Source organism: Arthrobacter sp. CAN_A6, assembly GCF_015751715.1.
In the GTDB taxonomy this organism is placed as follows: domain Bacteria; phylum Actinomycetota; class Actinomycetes; order Actinomycetales; family Micrococcaceae; genus Arthrobacter_D.
Map to the genome: position 1 here is coordinate 79,840 of NZ_JADOUV010000006.1, position 15,942 is coordinate 95,781.

A 15,942-nucleotide genomic window follows, 5' to 3' on the forward strand; every position below is an offset into this window, starting at 1 on the left:
GGAAGCTCTCTTCACGACGCCCGGGCGAGCTGGCGGATGGGGATCCACCGGGAGGCGAGACGCCGGTAGGACGCCGCAGCGCCCGTCATGTCGGCCTCGGCAAGGCTCTCGATACCCAGCCGCACGTCCAGGGGGGATTCATCCGGGAAGACGCGATCGGCTACCGGCCCGTAGTCCACCTCCACCACGGCGTCCCGGCGGAAGATCTCGAGCCACTCGAGAATCTCCGTCAGTTCATCGAGGAGGTCGAGCTCGGGAGCGCCGACAGCAAGCTGCGCCACCGCCCTGCGTCCGCGATCGATGCACTCGTTGATCCGCACTGAGACGCGCACGGTGCTGACCTTGCCGCCGTCCTCGATGACCTCGGTGAGGTCGTCCTCGTGGATGAGCACGAACCACGCGAACGGTACGCCCCACGTGGCCGACCTGGTGTGCAGCTTGGCCACAGAATCAGCAAAAGTGTCGGGATCGAGGCGCGCCTGCTGGGCTTCGCGTGCGGCTTCCGGCACCAGCACGTCAACGAGCGGCCCGCGGAGGCTGTGGTCGAGTGACTCGGCAGCCAGAGTGGTGCGGACGGCGAGCTGGTTGGGGCAGTAGTAGGGCGCCGTGGTCCCACTCACCATGGGGTAGTGGAGGACCCGCACGAGGTCGGCCTCATGGTGCGGGAAGGGGTCCGAAACCGTGCGCAGCATCCGCCGGAGCGATTGCTCCCGATCGAGTTCCTCGGTGATGCGCCGTTCCCGCGACCGCTGCCCGAGGATGCTGAGCTGCTGCGCGTCGCTGAAGGCGTCCAGCGGCTCGTAGACCCGGAGGAAGGAGACATAGGGAAAGGGCATCAGGGTCCCCGCCGATTTCGGCTGCGTCATGAATCCCCGAGCTCCACGATCACCGGTGCATGGTCCGATGCTCCCTTGCCCTTGCGTTCCTCGCGGTCCACCGATGCTCCCGTCACGCGTGCCGCCAGGGCCGGGGAACCGAGCACGAAGTCGATCCTCATGCCCTCCTTCTTCGGGAACCGCAGCTGGGTGTAGTCCCAGTAGGTGTAGAGGCCCGGCCCGGGGGTGAAGGGGCGGGCAAGGTCACTGAAGCCGGCATCGAGGAATCCCTGGAACGCAGCACGCTCCGGCGGGCTGACGTGGGTGTAGCCGCCGTTGACGAAGAGGTCGATGTCCCACACGTCCTCGTCCTGCGGCGCGATGTTCCAGTCACCCATCAGGGCAAGCTGCACCTCGGGATCGGCAGCGAGCCATTCCCGCGCGTGCCCGCGGAGCGTGTCGAGCCAGGAGATCTTGTATGGCATGTGCGGATCATCTAGAGCACGTCCGTTGGGGACGTAGAGGCTCCAGACCCGCACCCCGTTGCAGGTCGCGGCGATGGCACGGGCTTCCTGCACGGGCTCGACGCCGGGCTTCCCGAAGGTGGGCTGGTCTTCGAAGGTGCGCTGGACGTCGTCGAGCCCCACCCGCGAGGCGATCGCGACCCCGTTCCACTGGCTCAGCCCGAAGTGCGCCACCTCGAAGCCGGCGTTCTCGAACATCTCCCACGGAAAGTTCTCGTCCTTGCACTTCGTTTCCTGGATGGCGAGGACATCGACGTCGGAGCGCTTCAGCCAGGCCTCCACGCGGTCGGTGCGGGCACGGAGGGAATTGACGTTCCAGGTGGCAATCTTCACGGGTCCTACGTTACCAATGCAGGCCCCGGGGACTTCCACCAGGAATCGAGGAGAGTCACCGGTACCGTCCGCTTGTGGCGTGTGATCCAATACCTGCGCTCGATCGCGTCTGCCGCCGGCTCCCCGACGTCCCGGCCTTCGAGGTAGTCGTCGATCTGGTCGTAGGTGAGCCCCAGCTCGGATTCGTCCGCCCGGCCGGGCAGCTCGTCGAGGAGGTCGGCCGTGGGCACCTTGTCGTAAAGATCGGGGCCCGCGCCGAGCTCCCGGAGCAGGGCCCGGTTCTGCCGTTTGTTCAGCCCAAACAGGGGAAGGATGTCCGCACCGCCGTCACCGAACTTCGTGAAGAACCCGGTGACGGACTCGGCGCCGTGATCGGTGCCGAGAACCAGCAGGTTGTGCTGCCCGGCGACGGCGTACTGGGCCACCATGCGGGCCCGGGCCTTCGTGTTTCCCTTGGTGAAGTCGGCGATGCTTTCACCGGTTGCCCGCGCGAACTCCGCCTGGAAACCGTCGACCGCCGGAGCCACGTTGTAGGTCAGGGAGGTACGCGGCCGAATGAACTCGAGTGCCTTCTGGGCGTCGTCCTCGTCCTGCTGCACGCGATAGGGCAGGCGCATGGCAAGGAAATCGGCGTCGGAACCCTCGGACCGCAGCTCGTCGACGGCGAGCTGGGCGAGCCTGCCGGCGAGGGTGGAATCCAGCCCCCCGCTCACGCCGAGCACAAAACCGCGGGTGCCGGTGGCCCGGGTGTAGTCCTTGAGGAATCCGACGCGTTTCCGGATCTCGGCGACGGGTTCGATGGTGGGCAGGACGCCCAGTTCCGCGATGATGATCGCCTGCAGTTTCCGCATGTTTCCTAGGCTACCCGGCGGAGGTTTCACGGGCGTTACGGGCATCACTGCGGTGCGGGGCCCCGCCCGATCGCCCCTTGCCGGAGGGCCACAGGCGGGGTGGCCGGCGTGCAGCGACGTCTTCGACCCAGCCGACCGCCAGGATCACCAGTCCGAGCATCATCCAGACGGCAGCGAACTGGAGCGCCTCGCTGCCCAGCAGCCAGGCGAACGACGTTTCGAGGAACGGGACGTTCCAGAGCTGATCGATCAGGGGAACCGTCGCTATCAGCAGCACTATGTGCCAGAGGTAGATGGTGATCGCGCGGTTGTTGATCAGGGTGATCATTCCGTCGAGGATCCGCAGCGGACGGGGCAGCGCCGACCAGGATGGGGAGATGCGCAGGAGCAGGACACAGAACCCGAAGGACCAGAGCGCCTGCGCGAGGGGGATCGCTCCGAGATCCCAACCCGTGTCACCGAGGTGACCTGCTGCCCACCAGAAGCCGGCGGCCATGAGGAGCGTCGCCACCAGCGGAGTAGCGACGCGGGGGAGCGCCTGCAGGAACCCCAGCTGATACGCAAAACCCAGCACCCAACAGGACCCGTAGGTAGCGAACCCGTCGACCACAGAAGCAACCGGATCAGGAAGGCCCACCGTGCCGGTCGCGAGAAGGACCGTGAGGGCGAGCGGGAAGAACAGTGTCACCCAGGGCAAGCGCCGGAACGCCTTGAGCAGCAGGGGGGACAGCAGGACGAACCAGAAATACGCGCGGATGTACCAGAGGATGTCGGCGGCACCTTCCCCCCCAGGCGAGCGCACTGTAGTCGCTGGCTGCTGGGTCCACCTGTGGGAAAGGAGGGTCCCCGAGGGGTACGAACCACAGCATCAGGCGTAGCCACCAGCCCCCGGCGTCGCCTTCGGCAGGCCGCCAGCCCTGAAGGGACAGCAGGCCGACGACGGTGAGGCTGTAGACCCAGAGCGGCAGGAGCAGACGCCTCGTGCGGCTCCTCAACACTTCGAGGGCAGGCCGCTCGAGTGACCGTGCCATGAGCGCTCCCGCAAGGGCGAACATGACTCCCAGGGAGGGGAAGACGACGGTGAGCCACACGGCATTGAAGAAGGTATGAAGCGCCACGATGCGCACGAGTGCTATGGCCCGGAGCAGGTCGAGGTAGCGGTCACGCCCGGGGACAAGGGTCCCGGGCCGGCCACCGGACGCCGGCCCGGCAGGCTTCGCCTGAATGCTTGTCATGTCGAACCAATCCCCGACGATCGCGCAACGGAGTGCCCGAATGGCCTGCCGCTTCCCGGACCATCGGGCACGGGTGAGGACCATGTTAGGCAGGTGTAGCGGGCGCGTCACGCGTAGCGGACACTCGAGAAGCCGTTGCTCCTACTGGCCGGGTGCAGCCTGGGTGAAGGCGGCGTCGAATGAGGTGTCCGACGGGGCGAAGTCGAACTGCTTGAGGAAGGCCAGCGCTTCGGGTGCCCCCTGCAGGCGGTCCATTCCGGCGTCCTCCCATTCGACGGAGATCGGGCCGTCATAGCCGATCGCGGTGAGTGCGCGGAAACTGTCCTCCCAGGGCACGTCGCCCCGGCCGGTCGAGACGAAGTCCCAGCCGCGGCGCTGGTCCCCCCAGGGCAGGTGCGAGGAGAGGATGCCATTGCGGCCGCCGCCCATGCGCATCCTGGTGTCTTTGCAGTCCACGTGGTAGATACGGTCGGCGAAGTCCGAGATGAACGCCACCGGATCGATCTGCTGCCAGAGGAAGTGGCTGGGATCCCAGTTCAGGCCGAACGCCGGACGGTGTCCCACCGCTTCGAGGGCGCGCTGGGTGGACCAGTAGTCATAGGCGATCTCCGAGGGGTGGACTTCGTGGGCGAAGCGGACTCCGCACTCGTCGAACACGTCGAGGATGGGGTTCCAGCGGTCGGCGAAGTCCTGGTAGCCGGCGTCGATCATCGATGCCGGGACGGGCGGGAACATGGCGACATACTGCCAGATGGAGGATCCGGTGAAGCCGACCACTGTCTTCACGCCCAGCTTCTGTGCAAGGCGCGCTGTAAGCTTCAGCTCCTCCGCGGCGCGCCCGCGGACGCCCTCGGGGTTCCCGTCGCCCCAGACGCGGGGCCCCACGATGGCCTCATGCCGGAAATCGATGGGGTCATCGCACACCGCCTGGCCCTTGAGATGGTTCGAGATGGCCCACACCTTCAGATTGTTCCGCTCCAGGATGTCGAGGCGGTCCTGGATGTAGGCGTCGTCGTCCCACCGCCACGCGTCGAGGTGGTCTCCGGAAACGGCGATTTCGAGACCGTCGTAGCCCCACCGGCTCGCGAGTTCGGCGACTTTCTCGAACGGGAGGTCGGCCCACTGGCCGGTGAACAGGGTGTAGTTGCGTCCCATGGTTTTCCTTCTTCGTTAGGAGAGCGTGGATGCTGTCGGGTCCCAGTCCTCGTCCAGCGGCGGGGCGGCTGCCGCGGTGCTGGCCACGTCGACGAAGGTTGCGGCGCCGATCGACGTCGAAATGGCGACCATGGCGTCGAGCACGTGGAAGGCGGCGAGGCCCTGGGCGCGGTGGGCCGAACCGGTCCGGATGGCACGGGCCATCTCAAGGACTCCGACACCCCGGCCCCAGGTCGAGCCGATGGATACCACCGTCTCCTCCTCCTCCGAACCCGCACGCCTCAACCGGATGTCACCGTCGAACCGATTGGGATCCGGGAGGGAAATGGTGGCCTCGGTGCCGGTGATCTCGAGGAAGCTCTGGCGGACCAGCGGAGATTCGAAGCTGAAGACGCTCTGGCCCGATGCTCCTTCCCGGAACTTCAGGAGAGCTCCCACATGGGTGGGAACCGTCACATCGAACTCCTCGCCGGCCCTCGGCCCGGAGCCGATCACGCGGGTCGACCTGGCTTTCGAGCCGACCGCTGCCACCGAGGAGATCGGTCCGAAGGCCTGGATGAGCGCCGTGAGGTAGTACGGTCCCATATCGAACAGCGGACCGGCTCCCTCCTGAAAAAGGAAGGCGGGGTTGGGGTGCCAGGCTTCCGGGCCGGGGCTTTGCATCAGCGTAAGCGCAGTGAGCGGCGTGCCGATGTCGCCGCGGCAGATCATCCGGAGGCCGGTCTGCAAGCCGGCGCCGAGGAAGGTGTCAGGCGCGCACCCGAGCCGCAACCCGGCGTTATCGGCTGCCTGCAGCAGGATCCGGCCGCTGTCGAGATCCAGCGAGAAGGGCTTCTCGGACCACACGTGTCTCCCGGCTGCTATCGCGGCGAGGCCTATCTCCACGTGGGCGGCCGGGGGAGTCAGATTGACGATGATCTCGACGTCGGGGTGGTTCAGTGCGGCGTCGATACCCCCGGACTCCGCGATTCCGTACTGTACGGCCCGGGCCTTCGCGGTTTCCTCGAAAAGGTCGGCAATCACATGCACTGCCACATCGGGGAAGGCGGCGAAGCTCGCCAGGTACTGCTCACTGATGACGCCGGCTCCGATGATGCCGATGCCCACGGGGCCGCCTGTGCGTGCTGCCGTTTCCTGTCTTCTGTCCTGCTTCACGCTTCGTCCCTGGTGAGGTAGGTGAAGCTGTCCTCGAGCGCGGTGAAAAGGTCCCCGGAGCTGTCGTCGAGTTCAACGACGAAGGTCTCCACCGCCGAGGCTGCGGCCAGCACGGCCGGGATGTCCATCCTCCCGGCCCCCACCGCGACCTGTGCCTTGTTGTCCCGGGAAATATCACCGTCCTTGACGTGGATGAACTTCACGCGGTCGCCGAGCTTCCCCAGGAGGGCGGCCGGCGATCGCCCGCCGACGGTGACCCAGTAGGTGTCGACCTCGAGGACCACCTCCGGTGAGAGATGGGCGCTGAGCACTTCCAGCCCGGTGCGGCCGCCGAAGTCGGTTTCCACCTCGAACCAGTGGTTGTGATAGCCCACGCGGAGGTCATAGGAGGCTGCGGCGTCGGCTGCGGCGTTCAGCGCTTCGGCCGTGGCCTTGACGCCGTCCTCGGAAAGCCAGCGGGAAGGATCAACGAAGGGGTCGATCACCGTGGTCATGCCGAGGGCACGCGCTGCCTCGAAGATCGGGGCCTGCTCGGAGGACAGCAGGGGAGCGTGCCCGGAGGGTGCGGTGAGACCGTTGCGGTGAAGTGCGGCAGCAAGGTCGGCGGTCCGGGAGGTGAAGCCGTACGGTTCCACCTGGCGGAAACCGATGGTGGCGATGCGGTCGATCGTGGCGTCGAGGTCGGCCTCGATGGCGTCCCGGACGGTGTACAGCTGGACGGACAGCGTGCTGGGGTGCACTGGGTCTCCTTGTTGTTCTCGGATGTGCGCGGGTTCAGCTGGGCTGATCGAGCTCGACGACGGCACTTCCCGCCCGCGCGCTGTCCTCCAGGGCGGAAAGCACCCGCTGCACGTCCAGGGCGTCCTCGAATGACGGCCGGGGGGCTGTTCCGGACGCTATCGCGGTGAGGAAGTCCGCGGCCTGGGTGGTGAAGGTATGGTCCCACCCGAGGGTGTGACCGGTGGGCCACCAGGCGTGGAGGTAGGGGTGCGTCTCCTCGGTCACCAGGATCCGGCTCGAGCCCTGCAGTTCGGCCGGTGCCGTGGCGTCGAAGTATTGAAGTTCATTCAACCGCTCGAGGTCGAACCGGAGGGAGCCGAGGGATCCGTAGACCTCGATCTGCAGTGCATTCCTTCGTCCGGTGGCGAACCGGGATACCTCGAGGCTGGCGACCGCACCGGAGGCGAGGTGCAGCGTTGCCCAGGCGGCATCGTCGACGGTGACGGCTTCCAGTCCTGCGGCGCCCGGCCGTTCGGGAACGAACGTGTTCACCGTCCCGGAAATTGACGTGACCGTAGTGCCGAGGAGGAACTGGATCTGATCCACGGCGTGGGACGCCAGGTCCCCCAGGGCGCCGGATCCGGCGGTTTCCCGGCGCAGGCGCCAGCTCATCGGTGCGTTCTCGTCCGCGAGCCAGTCCTGCAGGTAGCTCACGCGGACCTGGCGCACCTCACCCACCCGGCCTGCAGCCAGGAGGTCCCGCGCCAGTGCCAGCGACGGCAGCCGCCGGTAGTTGAAACCCACCATGGATTGGATGCCCCGGGCGCGGGCCGCTGTGGCCGCCGCCACCATGGTCTCGGCCTCCGCCACGGAGTTCGCCAGGGGCTTCTCGACGAGGACATGCTTGCCCGCCTCTAGGGCTGCCACTGCGATTTCGGCATGGAGATGCCCGGGTGTGCAGATATCCACGATGTCGATGTCGTCGCGTTCCAGCACCGTCCGCCAGTCCGTCGCGGTTCCGGCCCAACCGAGCCGCTGCGCTGCCGGGACCAACTGGTGCTCATCGCGCCCCACCAGGAGCCGCTGCTCGACGCGTGGCGACTCATAGAAGGCGTTGACGTTCCGCCAGGCATTCGAATGCGCGCGGCCCATGAAGGAGTAGCCGATGACGGCGACGCCGAGGGTTCGCGACGGGGCGTGTGTCGGGGAGGGAGCCGGGGCGGGGCTGGGGGTCGTCGCGGGCCCCGGGGGAGTGGTGGTCATAGGGAGTGTCCTTCATCAGGGCTTGCCGACGCACCTCGCAGGAACGCGAGCCCGTCCTCGGCCAGCCGGTCCTGGGTTACCGCCAGCGGACGCCAGATCGACGCCGCCGTGGCGATGCTTGCGTTGGTCGAGGTGAAGCTTTCGATGTTCAGTGCGCCGGTGTATCCCACGTCGTCGAGTGCCTCGAGGATTCCCTGCCAGTCGGTCTGGTCCCCGCCGGGTGCGCCGCGGTCGTTTCCGCACACCTGCACGTGGACCAGGTGTGTGCCTGCCTGCCGGATGGCGTCGGTCGAGGACCGCTCCTCGATATTCAGGTGATAGGTATCGAGCGCGAGCCCCACGCCGCTTCCGAGGAGCGGGCCCAATGCTTCGAGCGCCTGCCCCACCGTATTCAGCAGGGAGGTTTCATAACGGTTCAGGGGTTCGATTCCCAGCACGACGCCGCTCTCCAGTGCCTGCGCTGCCAACGGCTCGAGATTTTCCCGGAGTTCCGAGTACGCGCGCTCGCGCTTGCCGTCGTCCATGCGCCACAGGCGACCGGTAGCCGAGTAGAACGGCCCACAGACCGCGGGAGCACCGACGTCGGAGGCCAACTGGATGCACGCTCCGAGATACTCCTGCGTGGCCCGGATGATTCCGCCGTCGGCCTCGACGAGGTCGCGTCCGGGAGCCATGGCACCCACGATATAGGGGGTGAGGCCGGTTGCCGCAAGTGCGTCCTGGACTGCGGAGGATGAAAGGTCTCCGGCGTTTTCGAGGGGCAGCTCCACGGAGTCGAAGCCCATGCCCGCGATTCTGGTGAGGAGCGGAAGCAGGCCGGCGTCGGTGAGGGGTGATTCCCACACCCACGTGTTGATGCCGATTGCTCGTTGCACGGCCCGCTTCCCTCCTTTCGTCTCGTTGGTGCCTGTCCCAGAAGCCGGAGCCCTAGGGGATCTGGCGTTCCTGCCACACGGTGGGGTAGCCCGGCAGGTCCTCGCCGCCGAATTTGGCGTAATGGCCGTCCGGCATACCGTCGTTCGCCTCGAGGAACTCACCGCGGTCCTCCTCGGTGATGGGCGACTGGGGCAGAACCCACTCAGCGGGCACTTCCTCGCCCCGAAAATCTTCTCGAGAGCCAGCAACGGGGTGCGCCACTGGAAGTTCGAGTAGACAGGCGCAAGGGCGTCGATGCCGGTTTCCTCCCACTTCCGCAGGAAGCTCAGCTCATCCTCACCCGTCATGACGGGCAGATCGGCTCCGGCGTCCTCGAAGGCCTCGATGGCTGCCACGGCACCGTCGCCGGCATCCATCCATACTCCCTGCACGTCCCCGGTAGCCAGTTCGTCAGCGATGATCTTCTTGATCTCGGTGGGATCGGCGCCAGTGAAGTAGTCGACTGCCTCGATACCGTTCTCCTCGAAAATCCGCTCCGCAGCGGCCCACCGCTGCTCGAGGACATCGACCCCGGGCAGGATGCGAAGGGCCACCACCTTGTCGCCTTCCTGCAGCTTGCCGGAAAGGAACTCGGCGGTGTCGATGCCCCAGGCGAAGCCACCGATGGGATGGATGAAGGTGGTGGCGCAGTCGGTCTCCACGCCCCGGTCGAAGACGACGACGGGCTTGCCTGTTTCACACGCGCGTTCGACCGCCGGAGTCAGGGCGGCCGTCGAGTTCGGGGAGATGACGAAGGCGCCGCAGTTTCCTTCGCTGATGAAGTAATCGATATCGGAGATCTGGGTGTTGTCGTCGTCCTGGGCGTCGCGGGTCTCCATCTCGGAAATCACTCCCGAGTCCTGCAGCGCCTTGAGCTGCTCGTTCATGGTGATCCAGCCGGTCTGCCGCCACGGGTTGGAGATCGAGGCATTGGCGAAGCACACCTTCTGCGGGCCCTCGGCGGCGAAGGCCGCGGTGTCGGTCATCGCGCCGTCGATATATTGCAGGTACGGCTGTTCCGGGTCCCCCTCGAAGGTGGCCGCACGCTGCTCGTCCTGGGTGTCGTAGACCGCCTGGTCGAACCACTCATCGCTGCTTTCCGCGGGGGCGGCTTCGGTGGCGGCCGGGGCCGCTTCCGCCGACGGCGGGTCTTCGATCGATGAATCGGTGGTGCATGCTGTCAGTGCCAACAGCGACGTTGCCGCGACCACTGTGATCCGGGTTCGTACTTTCCTGTGCATGGTGTCCCTTCCTTCTGGTGCCCCTGCGGGCCTGGTCCGTGCTGGTGGTGCCTCAAGCGGTAGTGCCGGGTTGGATTGGTGGTACCTGGAGCGCCGGCGGCGAAGCGCCACGCCTCTTGCGTTGCCAGGTCTGGGCCGCCACTGCCACGGCTCCGATGATGATCAGGCCCTGCACGGTGTCGCGCCACGTCGACTCCACGCCGAGGAAGTTCAGCAGTGTGAAGAGCAGTTCGAGGGAGAATGCGCCGGCCGCCGCGGAGAGCACCCAGCCACGCCCCCCGCCGAGCACCACCCCGCCCAGCACGACGGCGGTGATCGCCGTGAACTCGTAGCCGCGCCCCACGGAAGGGTGGACGCCCGCGTATCCGACCAGGATGATGCCGGCCACTGTCGCTGCCAGTGAGGACAGCATGAACGCGCGGGTCTTGATCCACCACACCCTGGTCCCGGCAAGGGCCGCCGCCCGCGGATTGTCACCTGCGGCGAGGAGTGTGCGACCGAAGGGCCGGCGCATCAGCCAGGCGGCGGCGGCCGCGATTCCCACCAGGATGAGCAGGGGGTAGGGAAGAACCTCGACCAGCGGAACATCCCGGATGCCACCGCGCCCGATCTGCCGGAAGCTGTCGGCCGGGTTGCCGGTGGCGGCGCCGCCGGTCCAGTACATCACCAGGCCCAGCAGCGCGAGCATCGTCCCGAGCGTCACGATGAAGCTCGGAACCTGGAGCAGGGTGGTGACGCACCCGTTGACGAATCCCACGAAGGCGCCGAAGACCAGCATCAGCAGCAGGACGGGAACGGCCCGGCTCTCATCCTGGCCGATCAGGTTCCCCGCGATGATCACCTGCGCGGTGACGACCGAGCCCATGGACAGGTCGAATTCGCCGGAGGCGATCACGAAGTACTGGCCGATCGCGGCGATGGCGATGGGTGCGGTGCGGCCGATGAAGCGGATGAGCGAGCCCGGTTCCCCGAAGGACGGGTTCGCCGCGATGACGGCGGCCAGCAGTGCGAGGAGCAGCACGAACACCGCGCCTCCGGGAGTGCGAAGGAACCTCAGGAGGCGTTCAGCCCGGGAGGACCGGTTCTGGGCGAGGGTGATCTGCCGCGTGCTTCCGGGTACCGCCCGGCTCGTCTGGTCGGCGCTCATGCGCTCACTCCGCGGTCCTCATGGCTGGGCTGTGGCCCCTGCGGGGTGTCTCTAGGTCCGGCCCCACCGGTATCGGTGCCGGAGAACCTCGCGGGGCGGCCCACCCTCCTGCGCCGCGCATAGACGGCGACCGCGACCACGATGACGACGCCGCGCACCACGTCCTTGAGAAAGGGGTTGATCTGCAGGACGCTCATGATGTTGTCCATCATCGCGAAGATCAGCACTCCGCCCAGCGTTCCGACAAGGGAACCTTTCCCACCCGCGAGCAGGGTCCCGCCAAGGACCACCGCCGCGATCGACAGCAGGTCATAGCCTCCCTGCGTCCCGATCGTCGGGCTGCCCACCCCGAGGCGGGCGGCGAGGAGGAGGCCGGCCAGACCCGCCATCACGGAACACAGGATGTGGGCGGCGATCACGGGACCGCGCGTCCGGATGCCCGACATCCTTGCGACGTCGAGGTTGCCCCCGACGGCGAACATATGGTGCCCCAGCCGCGACCGGTTCAGCACCAGCAGGACCATCCCGGCGCAGGCGAGCATGATCAGGGTGGAAACCGGAACGGGGCCGATTCCCGTGGCGCCGATGAGCCGGAAGGCGAGCGGGGTCTGCCCGGCGCTTCCCTTGTAGTTGGAGGCGAGGTAGCCACTGATGATCAGACCCATGCCGAGGGTGGCGATGAAACCGTGTACTTTCAGGCCGGATACCACCAGGCCGTTGACGAGGCCCACTGCGGCGGCCAGTGCGAGGGCCGCCAGCACGCCCGCCAGGACGTTACCCGCCTGGTTCGCCATGACCGTGGCCGCGACGAGGCTCGAGAGGCTGATGACATAAGGAACCGAGAGGTCGAGGCTCCCCACCAGGATGACGACGGTCTGGCCGATCGCGATGAATCCCAGGACGCTCGTGCCGGTGAGGATGTCGGAGATATTGCCGGTGCTGAAGAAATTCCTGCCGGTACTGCCCACCAGCACCGCACCCACGGCAATGGTCACCAGCACCACTGCATACACAAGGTGGGTCGACGTCAGGGCCGGCATCCTCATCGAACTCATTTCGGGGCTTCCTGATCGGTTCGGACGCCGGCGGCCAGCGCCAGCACTTCTTCCTCCGTTGACCCTGGTGCGGCTGAGCCGGCTATGCGGCCATCGCGCATCACCAGGATCCGGTCCGCCATTCCGAGGACTTCGGGGAGTTCACTGGACACCAGGAGGATTGCGGTGCCCTGCGCGGCAAGTGAGCGGATGAGCTGGTACACGGCGAGCTTGGCGCCGACGTCGATCCCGCGGGTGGGTTCGTCAAGCAGCACCACGCGCGGGTTCACGGCGAGCCACTTGGCGAGGACCACCTTCTGCTGGTTGCCGCCGGAAAGGTATTGGACCTCCTGGTCCAGATCGCGTGCGGCTACCTCGAGCGAGGAGAAGACTCCCGGAATACCCGCCCGTGCCTTGCGGTTCCGGGACGGGAAGACCGAGCGGACCACGCTGAGGGCGTTGTCGAGGATCGACTGGTTCAGGCTGAGCCCCTGCGACTTCCGGTCCTCCGTGATCAGGGCGATGCCGCGCCTCACGGCCTCGCGCGGCGAGCGGCCCGCGTACCGGGCGCCCTCGAGCTCCATGGTGCCGCGGGTGAAGGGCGCCGCACCGAAAAGGGCTTCGAGCAGCTCGGTACGGCCGGACCCCTGGAGGCCGGCGACGCCGACGATCTCACCGGACCGCAGCGACAGGTCGATCGAGTCGAGCTGGTCATTGCCGCATCCGTCGACCTGGAGCACGATCTTCCCCACTTCGGTGCCGGGTTCGGGGTCGGGGAAGTAGGCGGAGATGGGTCGGCCCACCATGAGCCGGACGAGCGCGGCGTCGTCGAGCTCCGACGCGGGGTGGGAGCCGACCACCCGGCCGTCCTTCAGCACCGTGATGGTGTCGCACAGGTCGAAGATCTCCTTCAGCCGGTGGGACACGTAGAGCACTGCGACGCCGCGCCCGGTGAGCCGACGGATGATCCCGTACAGCAGGTCCACCTCGGGTCCGGCGAGTGCCGCCGTGGGCTCATCCATGGAGATGATCCGGGCGTCATAGCTGATCGCCTTCGCGATCTCGACGATCTGCTGCTGCGCCACGGACAACGAGTTCACCAGGCTGCCCGGCCGGATGCTCGAGACCCCGAGTTCCCCGAGGAGCTCCGAGGTGCGGGTCTGCATGGATTTGGTATCCACCAGGATCCCGCGGCGCGGCTCCCTGCCGAGGAAGATGTTCTCCGCCACCGAGCGTTCAGGCAGGAGGTTGAACTCCTGGAACACCGTGGACAACCCTGCCGAGTGCGCCTGGGTGGGATGGGAGAAGTCCACCGGCCGGCCCGAGATCTCGATGATCCCGGAATCGCGCTGATAGACCCCGGCGAGCAGCTTCATGAGTGTCGATTTGCCTGCACCGTTCTCGCCGACGAGCCCGTGGACCTGGCCGGGAACCAGCGAGAGGGACGCATCACTCAATACCGGCACGCCGAAAAAACTCTTCGACAGCCCGCTTGCCTGCAGCACAGGCTCGGGAGCGGAGGGATCGACGTCGTTAGCCACGCGCCCACTGTGACACAGCTAACCGACTTTTGTCGATAGAGCGACAAAAGCTGTTGAGAAAAGTAATTTAGGTAGGTGCCGAGCGGTCCGAAGTCGTGGTTTACTTCAAGGATGCTGACCACCACGCGTAAGCAATCGGCAGGAGAGAAAGTGGGAGAACCGGCGGCAACGCAGGCACTGCGCGTTTCCCCTCCCGCCCCCGGGGCGAGCGAGATCTTCCAGTTGCTGCGGGACGGCCAGCCCCGCACGCGCGCGGAACTCGCGCAGCTCACCGGGCTCGCCCGGTCGACCGTCGCGTCCCGGGTGGACACCCTCATGGAGCTCGGGTTCGTCGCTCCCTACGGAGGTGCCGCCTCCACGGGGGGCCGGCCGCCGTCGCTGTTCGCCCTCAACCCGGCAGCACGCGTGGTGATCGGCGCCGACCTCGGTGCGACCCATGCGCTGGTCGTCCTCTCGGACCTGGCGGGTACCGAGCTCGGCTCCGAGCGCGCTGTACTCGACATCTCCGAGGGCCCGGACGTGGTCCTCGGCTGGCTGGTGGAGGCGATCTCGCGCCTCCTCGTCGCCGGAGAGCGCAGCCCGGGGGATCTCGCCGCCATCGGCATCGGCCTGCCCGGCCCCGTCGAGCACGACACCGGAAGGCCCATCAACCCGCCGATCATGCCCGGGTGGGACCGCTTCGACGTTCCCGGGCTGGTACAGCGGGCCTATCCCGTGCCGGTGCTCGTGGACAACGACGTCAACATCATGGCTTTGGGAGAGCAGAACGCGCACTGGCGCGACACGGGCGACCTCATGTTCATCAAGGTGGCGACCGGCATCGGTGCGGGAATCATCTCGGGCGGTACCCTGCAGCGCGGGGCCCAGGGCACGGCCGGAGACCTGGGCCACGTGAGGATCCTGCGCGGGGGTGAACTGCCGTGCAGGTGCGGAAACACCGGGTGCCTCGAAGCAGTGGCCGGAGGTCCGGCGCTCGCGGCTGCACTCAGCGCCGTCACCGGCAGCCGGCTCTCCTCCGGCGGCGAGGTGATCTCCCTGGTGCGGGCCGGGGACGCCGCGGCCATCCAGGTCATCCGCCAGGCGGGCCGTGACATCGGGGACGTCCTTGCCACCTGCGTGAACCTCATCAATCCCTCGGTCATCGTGGTGGGCGGAATCATGGCGTCGGCGGGAGAGCACCTCCTCGCGGGCATCCGCGAGGTGGTCTACCGGCGGTCTCTTCCCCTGGCGACCGAGCACCTGCGGATCGTGCCCTCGGTCTCGGGCGAACGGGCCGGAGTGTCAGGCGCCGCAGCCATGGCCATTGCGCATGTCCTCTCACCGGAGTCCATCGAGGCCGCGACGCTGTCCGGTCCCTGACGACACGGCGCCCGGGCGAGCCGCCCTGCCGGCTCTCGATAGACTTGCCGCATGACCGCAGATACCTTCGCCGAGCACTCGTCCGACCGCGCCCGACTCCTCGAGCTGATTCGGGAGCTCGCCGTCGTCCGGAAAAAGGTGACCCTTTCCAGTGGCGTCGAGGCCGATTACTACATCGACCTGCGCCGCATCACGCTGCACTCCGAGGCGTCGGTCCTGGTGGGCCGGGTGATGCTCGCGCTGCTCGACGACGCCGGCATCGACTTCCAGAGCGCTGGAGGCCTCACCATGGGTGCGGACCCGGTGGGGACCGCCGTGATGCATGCCGCCTCCCGGGCGGGCCGGAGCATCGACGCGTTCGTGGTGCGCAAGGCGCAGAAGACGTACGGCATGGCGCGGCAGGTGGAGGGCCCCGACGTCGCGGGCCGTCCGGTTGTCGTACTCGAGGACACCTCCACCACGGGCGGATCCGCGCTGACCGCTGTCGAGGGAGTGCGGAAGGCGGGCGGGAAGGTGCAGGCCGTCGCCGTCATCGTCGACCGCAGCACCGGCTCGAAGGAACGGATCGAAACCGAAGCCGGAGTCCCCTACCTCTTCGCCTTCGGCAAGGACGAGCTCGGTCTCGCCTAGCGGCAGCGGCCCGCCCGAGGGACG

General features: G+C 67.3%; 15 protein-coding genes and 1 pseudogene. 2 read left to right on the forward strand and 14 right to left on the reverse strand.

All coding sequences use genetic code 11. The features are described from left to right. Positions 1 to 11: 11 nt before the first annotated feature. The 14 genes and pseudogenes from IWX75_RS11350 to IWX75_RS11410 form a co-directional block, all read right to left on the reverse strand. Entirely contained in the window at positions 12 to 866 is an 855-nt protein-coding gene (locus IWX75_RS11350; RefSeq protein ID WP_196822361.1) for a hypothetical protein, read from the reverse strand. After that, the gene (locus IWX75_RS11355) at positions 863 to 1,672 is read right to left on the reverse strand and encodes an exodeoxyribonuclease III (RefSeq protein WP_196822362.1); all 810 of its coding nucleotides are present in this window, start codon (positions 1,670 to 1,672) and stop codon (positions 863 to 865) included. Before IWX75_RS11355 ends, IWX75_RS11350 begins: the two co-directional genes overlap by 4 nt. Positions 1,673 to 1,677: 5 nt before the next feature. Further along, positions 1,678 to 2,523 (reverse strand): ammonia-dependent NAD(+) synthetase, encoded by an 846-nt coding sequence (nadE, locus tag IWX75_RS11360; protein ID WP_196822363.1) that lies wholly within the window; start codon positions 2,521 to 2,523, stop codon positions 1,678 to 1,680. A gap of 10 nt (positions 2,524 to 2,533) precedes the next feature. Then, on the reverse strand, positions 2,534 to 3,220 hold the full coding sequence (locus IWX75_RS17715) for a hypothetical protein (protein ID WP_442858972.1): 687 nt from the start codon (positions 3,218 to 3,220) through the stop codon (positions 2,534 to 2,536). Further along, the gene (locus tag IWX75_RS17720) at positions 3,147 to 3,758 is read right to left on the reverse strand and encodes an acyltransferase family protein (protein WP_334684281.1); all 612 of its coding nucleotides are present in this window, start codon (positions 3,756 to 3,758) and stop codon (positions 3,147 to 3,149) included. The genes IWX75_RS17715 and IWX75_RS17720 overlap by 74 nt, the downstream gene beginning before the upstream one ends. Before the next feature lie 141 nt (positions 3,759 to 3,899). Beyond that, positions 3,900 to 4,913: a sugar phosphate isomerase/epimerase family protein gene (locus IWX75_RS11370; RefSeq protein ID WP_196822364.1), complete on the reverse strand. Its 1,014-nt coding sequence runs from the start codon at positions 4,911 to 4,913 to the stop codon at positions 3,900 to 3,902. A gap of 15 nt (positions 4,914 to 4,928) precedes the next feature. Further along, a complete protein-coding gene (locus IWX75_RS11375) occupies positions 4,929 to 6,068 on the reverse strand; it encodes a Gfo/Idh/MocA family protein (RefSeq protein WP_196822365.1) in 1,140 nt (379 codons plus the stop codon). After that, entirely contained in the window at positions 6,065 to 6,808 is a 744-nt protein-coding gene (locus tag IWX75_RS11380) for a sugar phosphate isomerase/epimerase family protein (protein ID WP_196822366.1), read from the reverse strand. Before IWX75_RS11380 ends, IWX75_RS11375 begins: the two co-directional genes overlap by 4 nt. Before the next feature lie 34 nt (positions 6,809 to 6,842). Further along, positions 6,843 to 8,051 carry a Gfo/Idh/MocA family protein gene (locus tag IWX75_RS11385; protein ID WP_196822367.1) on the reverse strand — a complete coding sequence of 403 codons (1,209 nt, stop codon included), beginning with the start codon at positions 8,049 to 8,051 and terminating at the stop codon, positions 6,843 to 6,845. Beyond that, positions 8,048 to 8,836, reverse strand: coding sequence for a sugar phosphate isomerase/epimerase family protein (locus IWX75_RS11390; protein ID WP_334684302.1), 789 nt, complete (start codon positions 8,834 to 8,836; stop codon positions 8,048 to 8,050). Before IWX75_RS11390 ends, IWX75_RS11385 begins: the two co-directional genes overlap by 4 nt. Before the next feature lie 142 nt (positions 8,837 to 8,978). Then, a pseudogene (locus IWX75_RS11395) lies at positions 8,979 to 10,207 on the reverse strand (substrate-binding domain-containing protein). A 52-nt stretch (positions 10,208 to 10,259) separates the two neighbouring features. Continuing rightward, positions 10,260 to 11,354 carry an ABC transporter permease gene (locus IWX75_RS11400; protein ID WP_196822369.1) on the reverse strand — a complete coding sequence of 365 codons (1,095 nt, stop codon included), beginning with the start codon at positions 11,352 to 11,354 and terminating at the stop codon, positions 10,260 to 10,262. Further along, complete coding sequence (locus IWX75_RS11405) at positions 11,351 to 12,400, reverse strand: ABC transporter permease (RefSeq protein WP_442858977.1); 1,050 nt, start codon at positions 12,398 to 12,400, stop codon at positions 11,351 to 11,353. The genes IWX75_RS11400 and IWX75_RS11405 overlap by 4 nt, the downstream gene beginning before the upstream one ends. Before the next feature lie 5 nt (positions 12,401 to 12,405). Next, on the reverse strand, positions 12,406 to 13,929 hold the full coding sequence (locus IWX75_RS11410; protein WP_196822371.1) for a sugar ABC transporter ATP-binding protein: 1,524 nt from the start codon (positions 13,927 to 13,929) through the stop codon (positions 12,406 to 12,408). A gap of 150 nt (positions 13,930 to 14,079) precedes the next feature. Here IWX75_RS11410 and IWX75_RS11415 point away from each other — a divergent pair, with 150 nt between their 5' ends. Continuing rightward, positions 14,080 to 15,288, forward strand: coding sequence for an ROK family transcriptional regulator (locus IWX75_RS11415; RefSeq protein ID WP_334684282.1), 1,209 nt, complete (start codon positions 14,080 to 14,082; stop codon positions 15,286 to 15,288). A 51-nt stretch (positions 15,289 to 15,339) separates the two neighbouring features. Next, positions 15,340 to 15,918, forward strand: coding sequence for an orotate phosphoribosyltransferase (gene pyrE, locus IWX75_RS11420; RefSeq protein ID WP_196822373.1), 579 nt, complete (start codon positions 15,340 to 15,342; stop codon positions 15,916 to 15,918). Positions 15,919 to 15,942: the final 24 nt, after the last annotated feature.

Coding starts and splice junctions, on each gene's coding strand:
- IWX75_RS11400 (WP_196822369.1), bottom strand. CDS start 11,354: ATGAGCGCCGACCAGACGAGCCGGGCGGTACCCGGAAGCACGCGGCAG.
- pyrE (WP_196822373.1), top strand. CDS start 15,340: ATGACCGCAGATACCTTCGCCGAGCACTCGTCCGACCGCGCCCGACTC.
- IWX75_RS11390 (WP_334684302.1), bottom strand. CDS start 8,836: ATGGGCTTCGACTCCGTGGAGCTGCCCCTCGAAAACGCCGGAGACCTT.
- IWX75_RS11405 (WP_442858977.1), bottom strand. CDS start 12,400: ATGAGGATGCCGGCCCTGACGTCGACCCACCTTGTGTATGCAGTGGTG.
- IWX75_RS11385 (WP_196822367.1), bottom strand. CDS start 8,051: ATGACCACCACTCCCCCGGGGCCCGCGACGACCCCCAGCCCCGCCCCG.
- IWX75_RS17720 (WP_334684281.1), bottom strand. CDS start 3,758: ATGACAAGCATTCAGGCGAAGCCTGCCGGGCCGGCGTCCGGTGGCCGG.
- IWX75_RS11370 (WP_196822364.1), bottom strand. CDS start 4,913: ATGGGACGCAACTACACCCTGTTCACCGGCCAGTGGGCCGACCTCCCG.
- IWX75_RS11350 (WP_196822361.1), bottom strand. CDS start 866: ATGACGCAGCCGAAATCGGCGGGGACCCTGATGCCCTTTCCCTATGTC.
- nadE (WP_196822363.1), bottom strand. CDS start 2,523: ATGCGGAAACTGCAGGCGATCATCATCGCGGAACTGGGCGTCCTGCCC.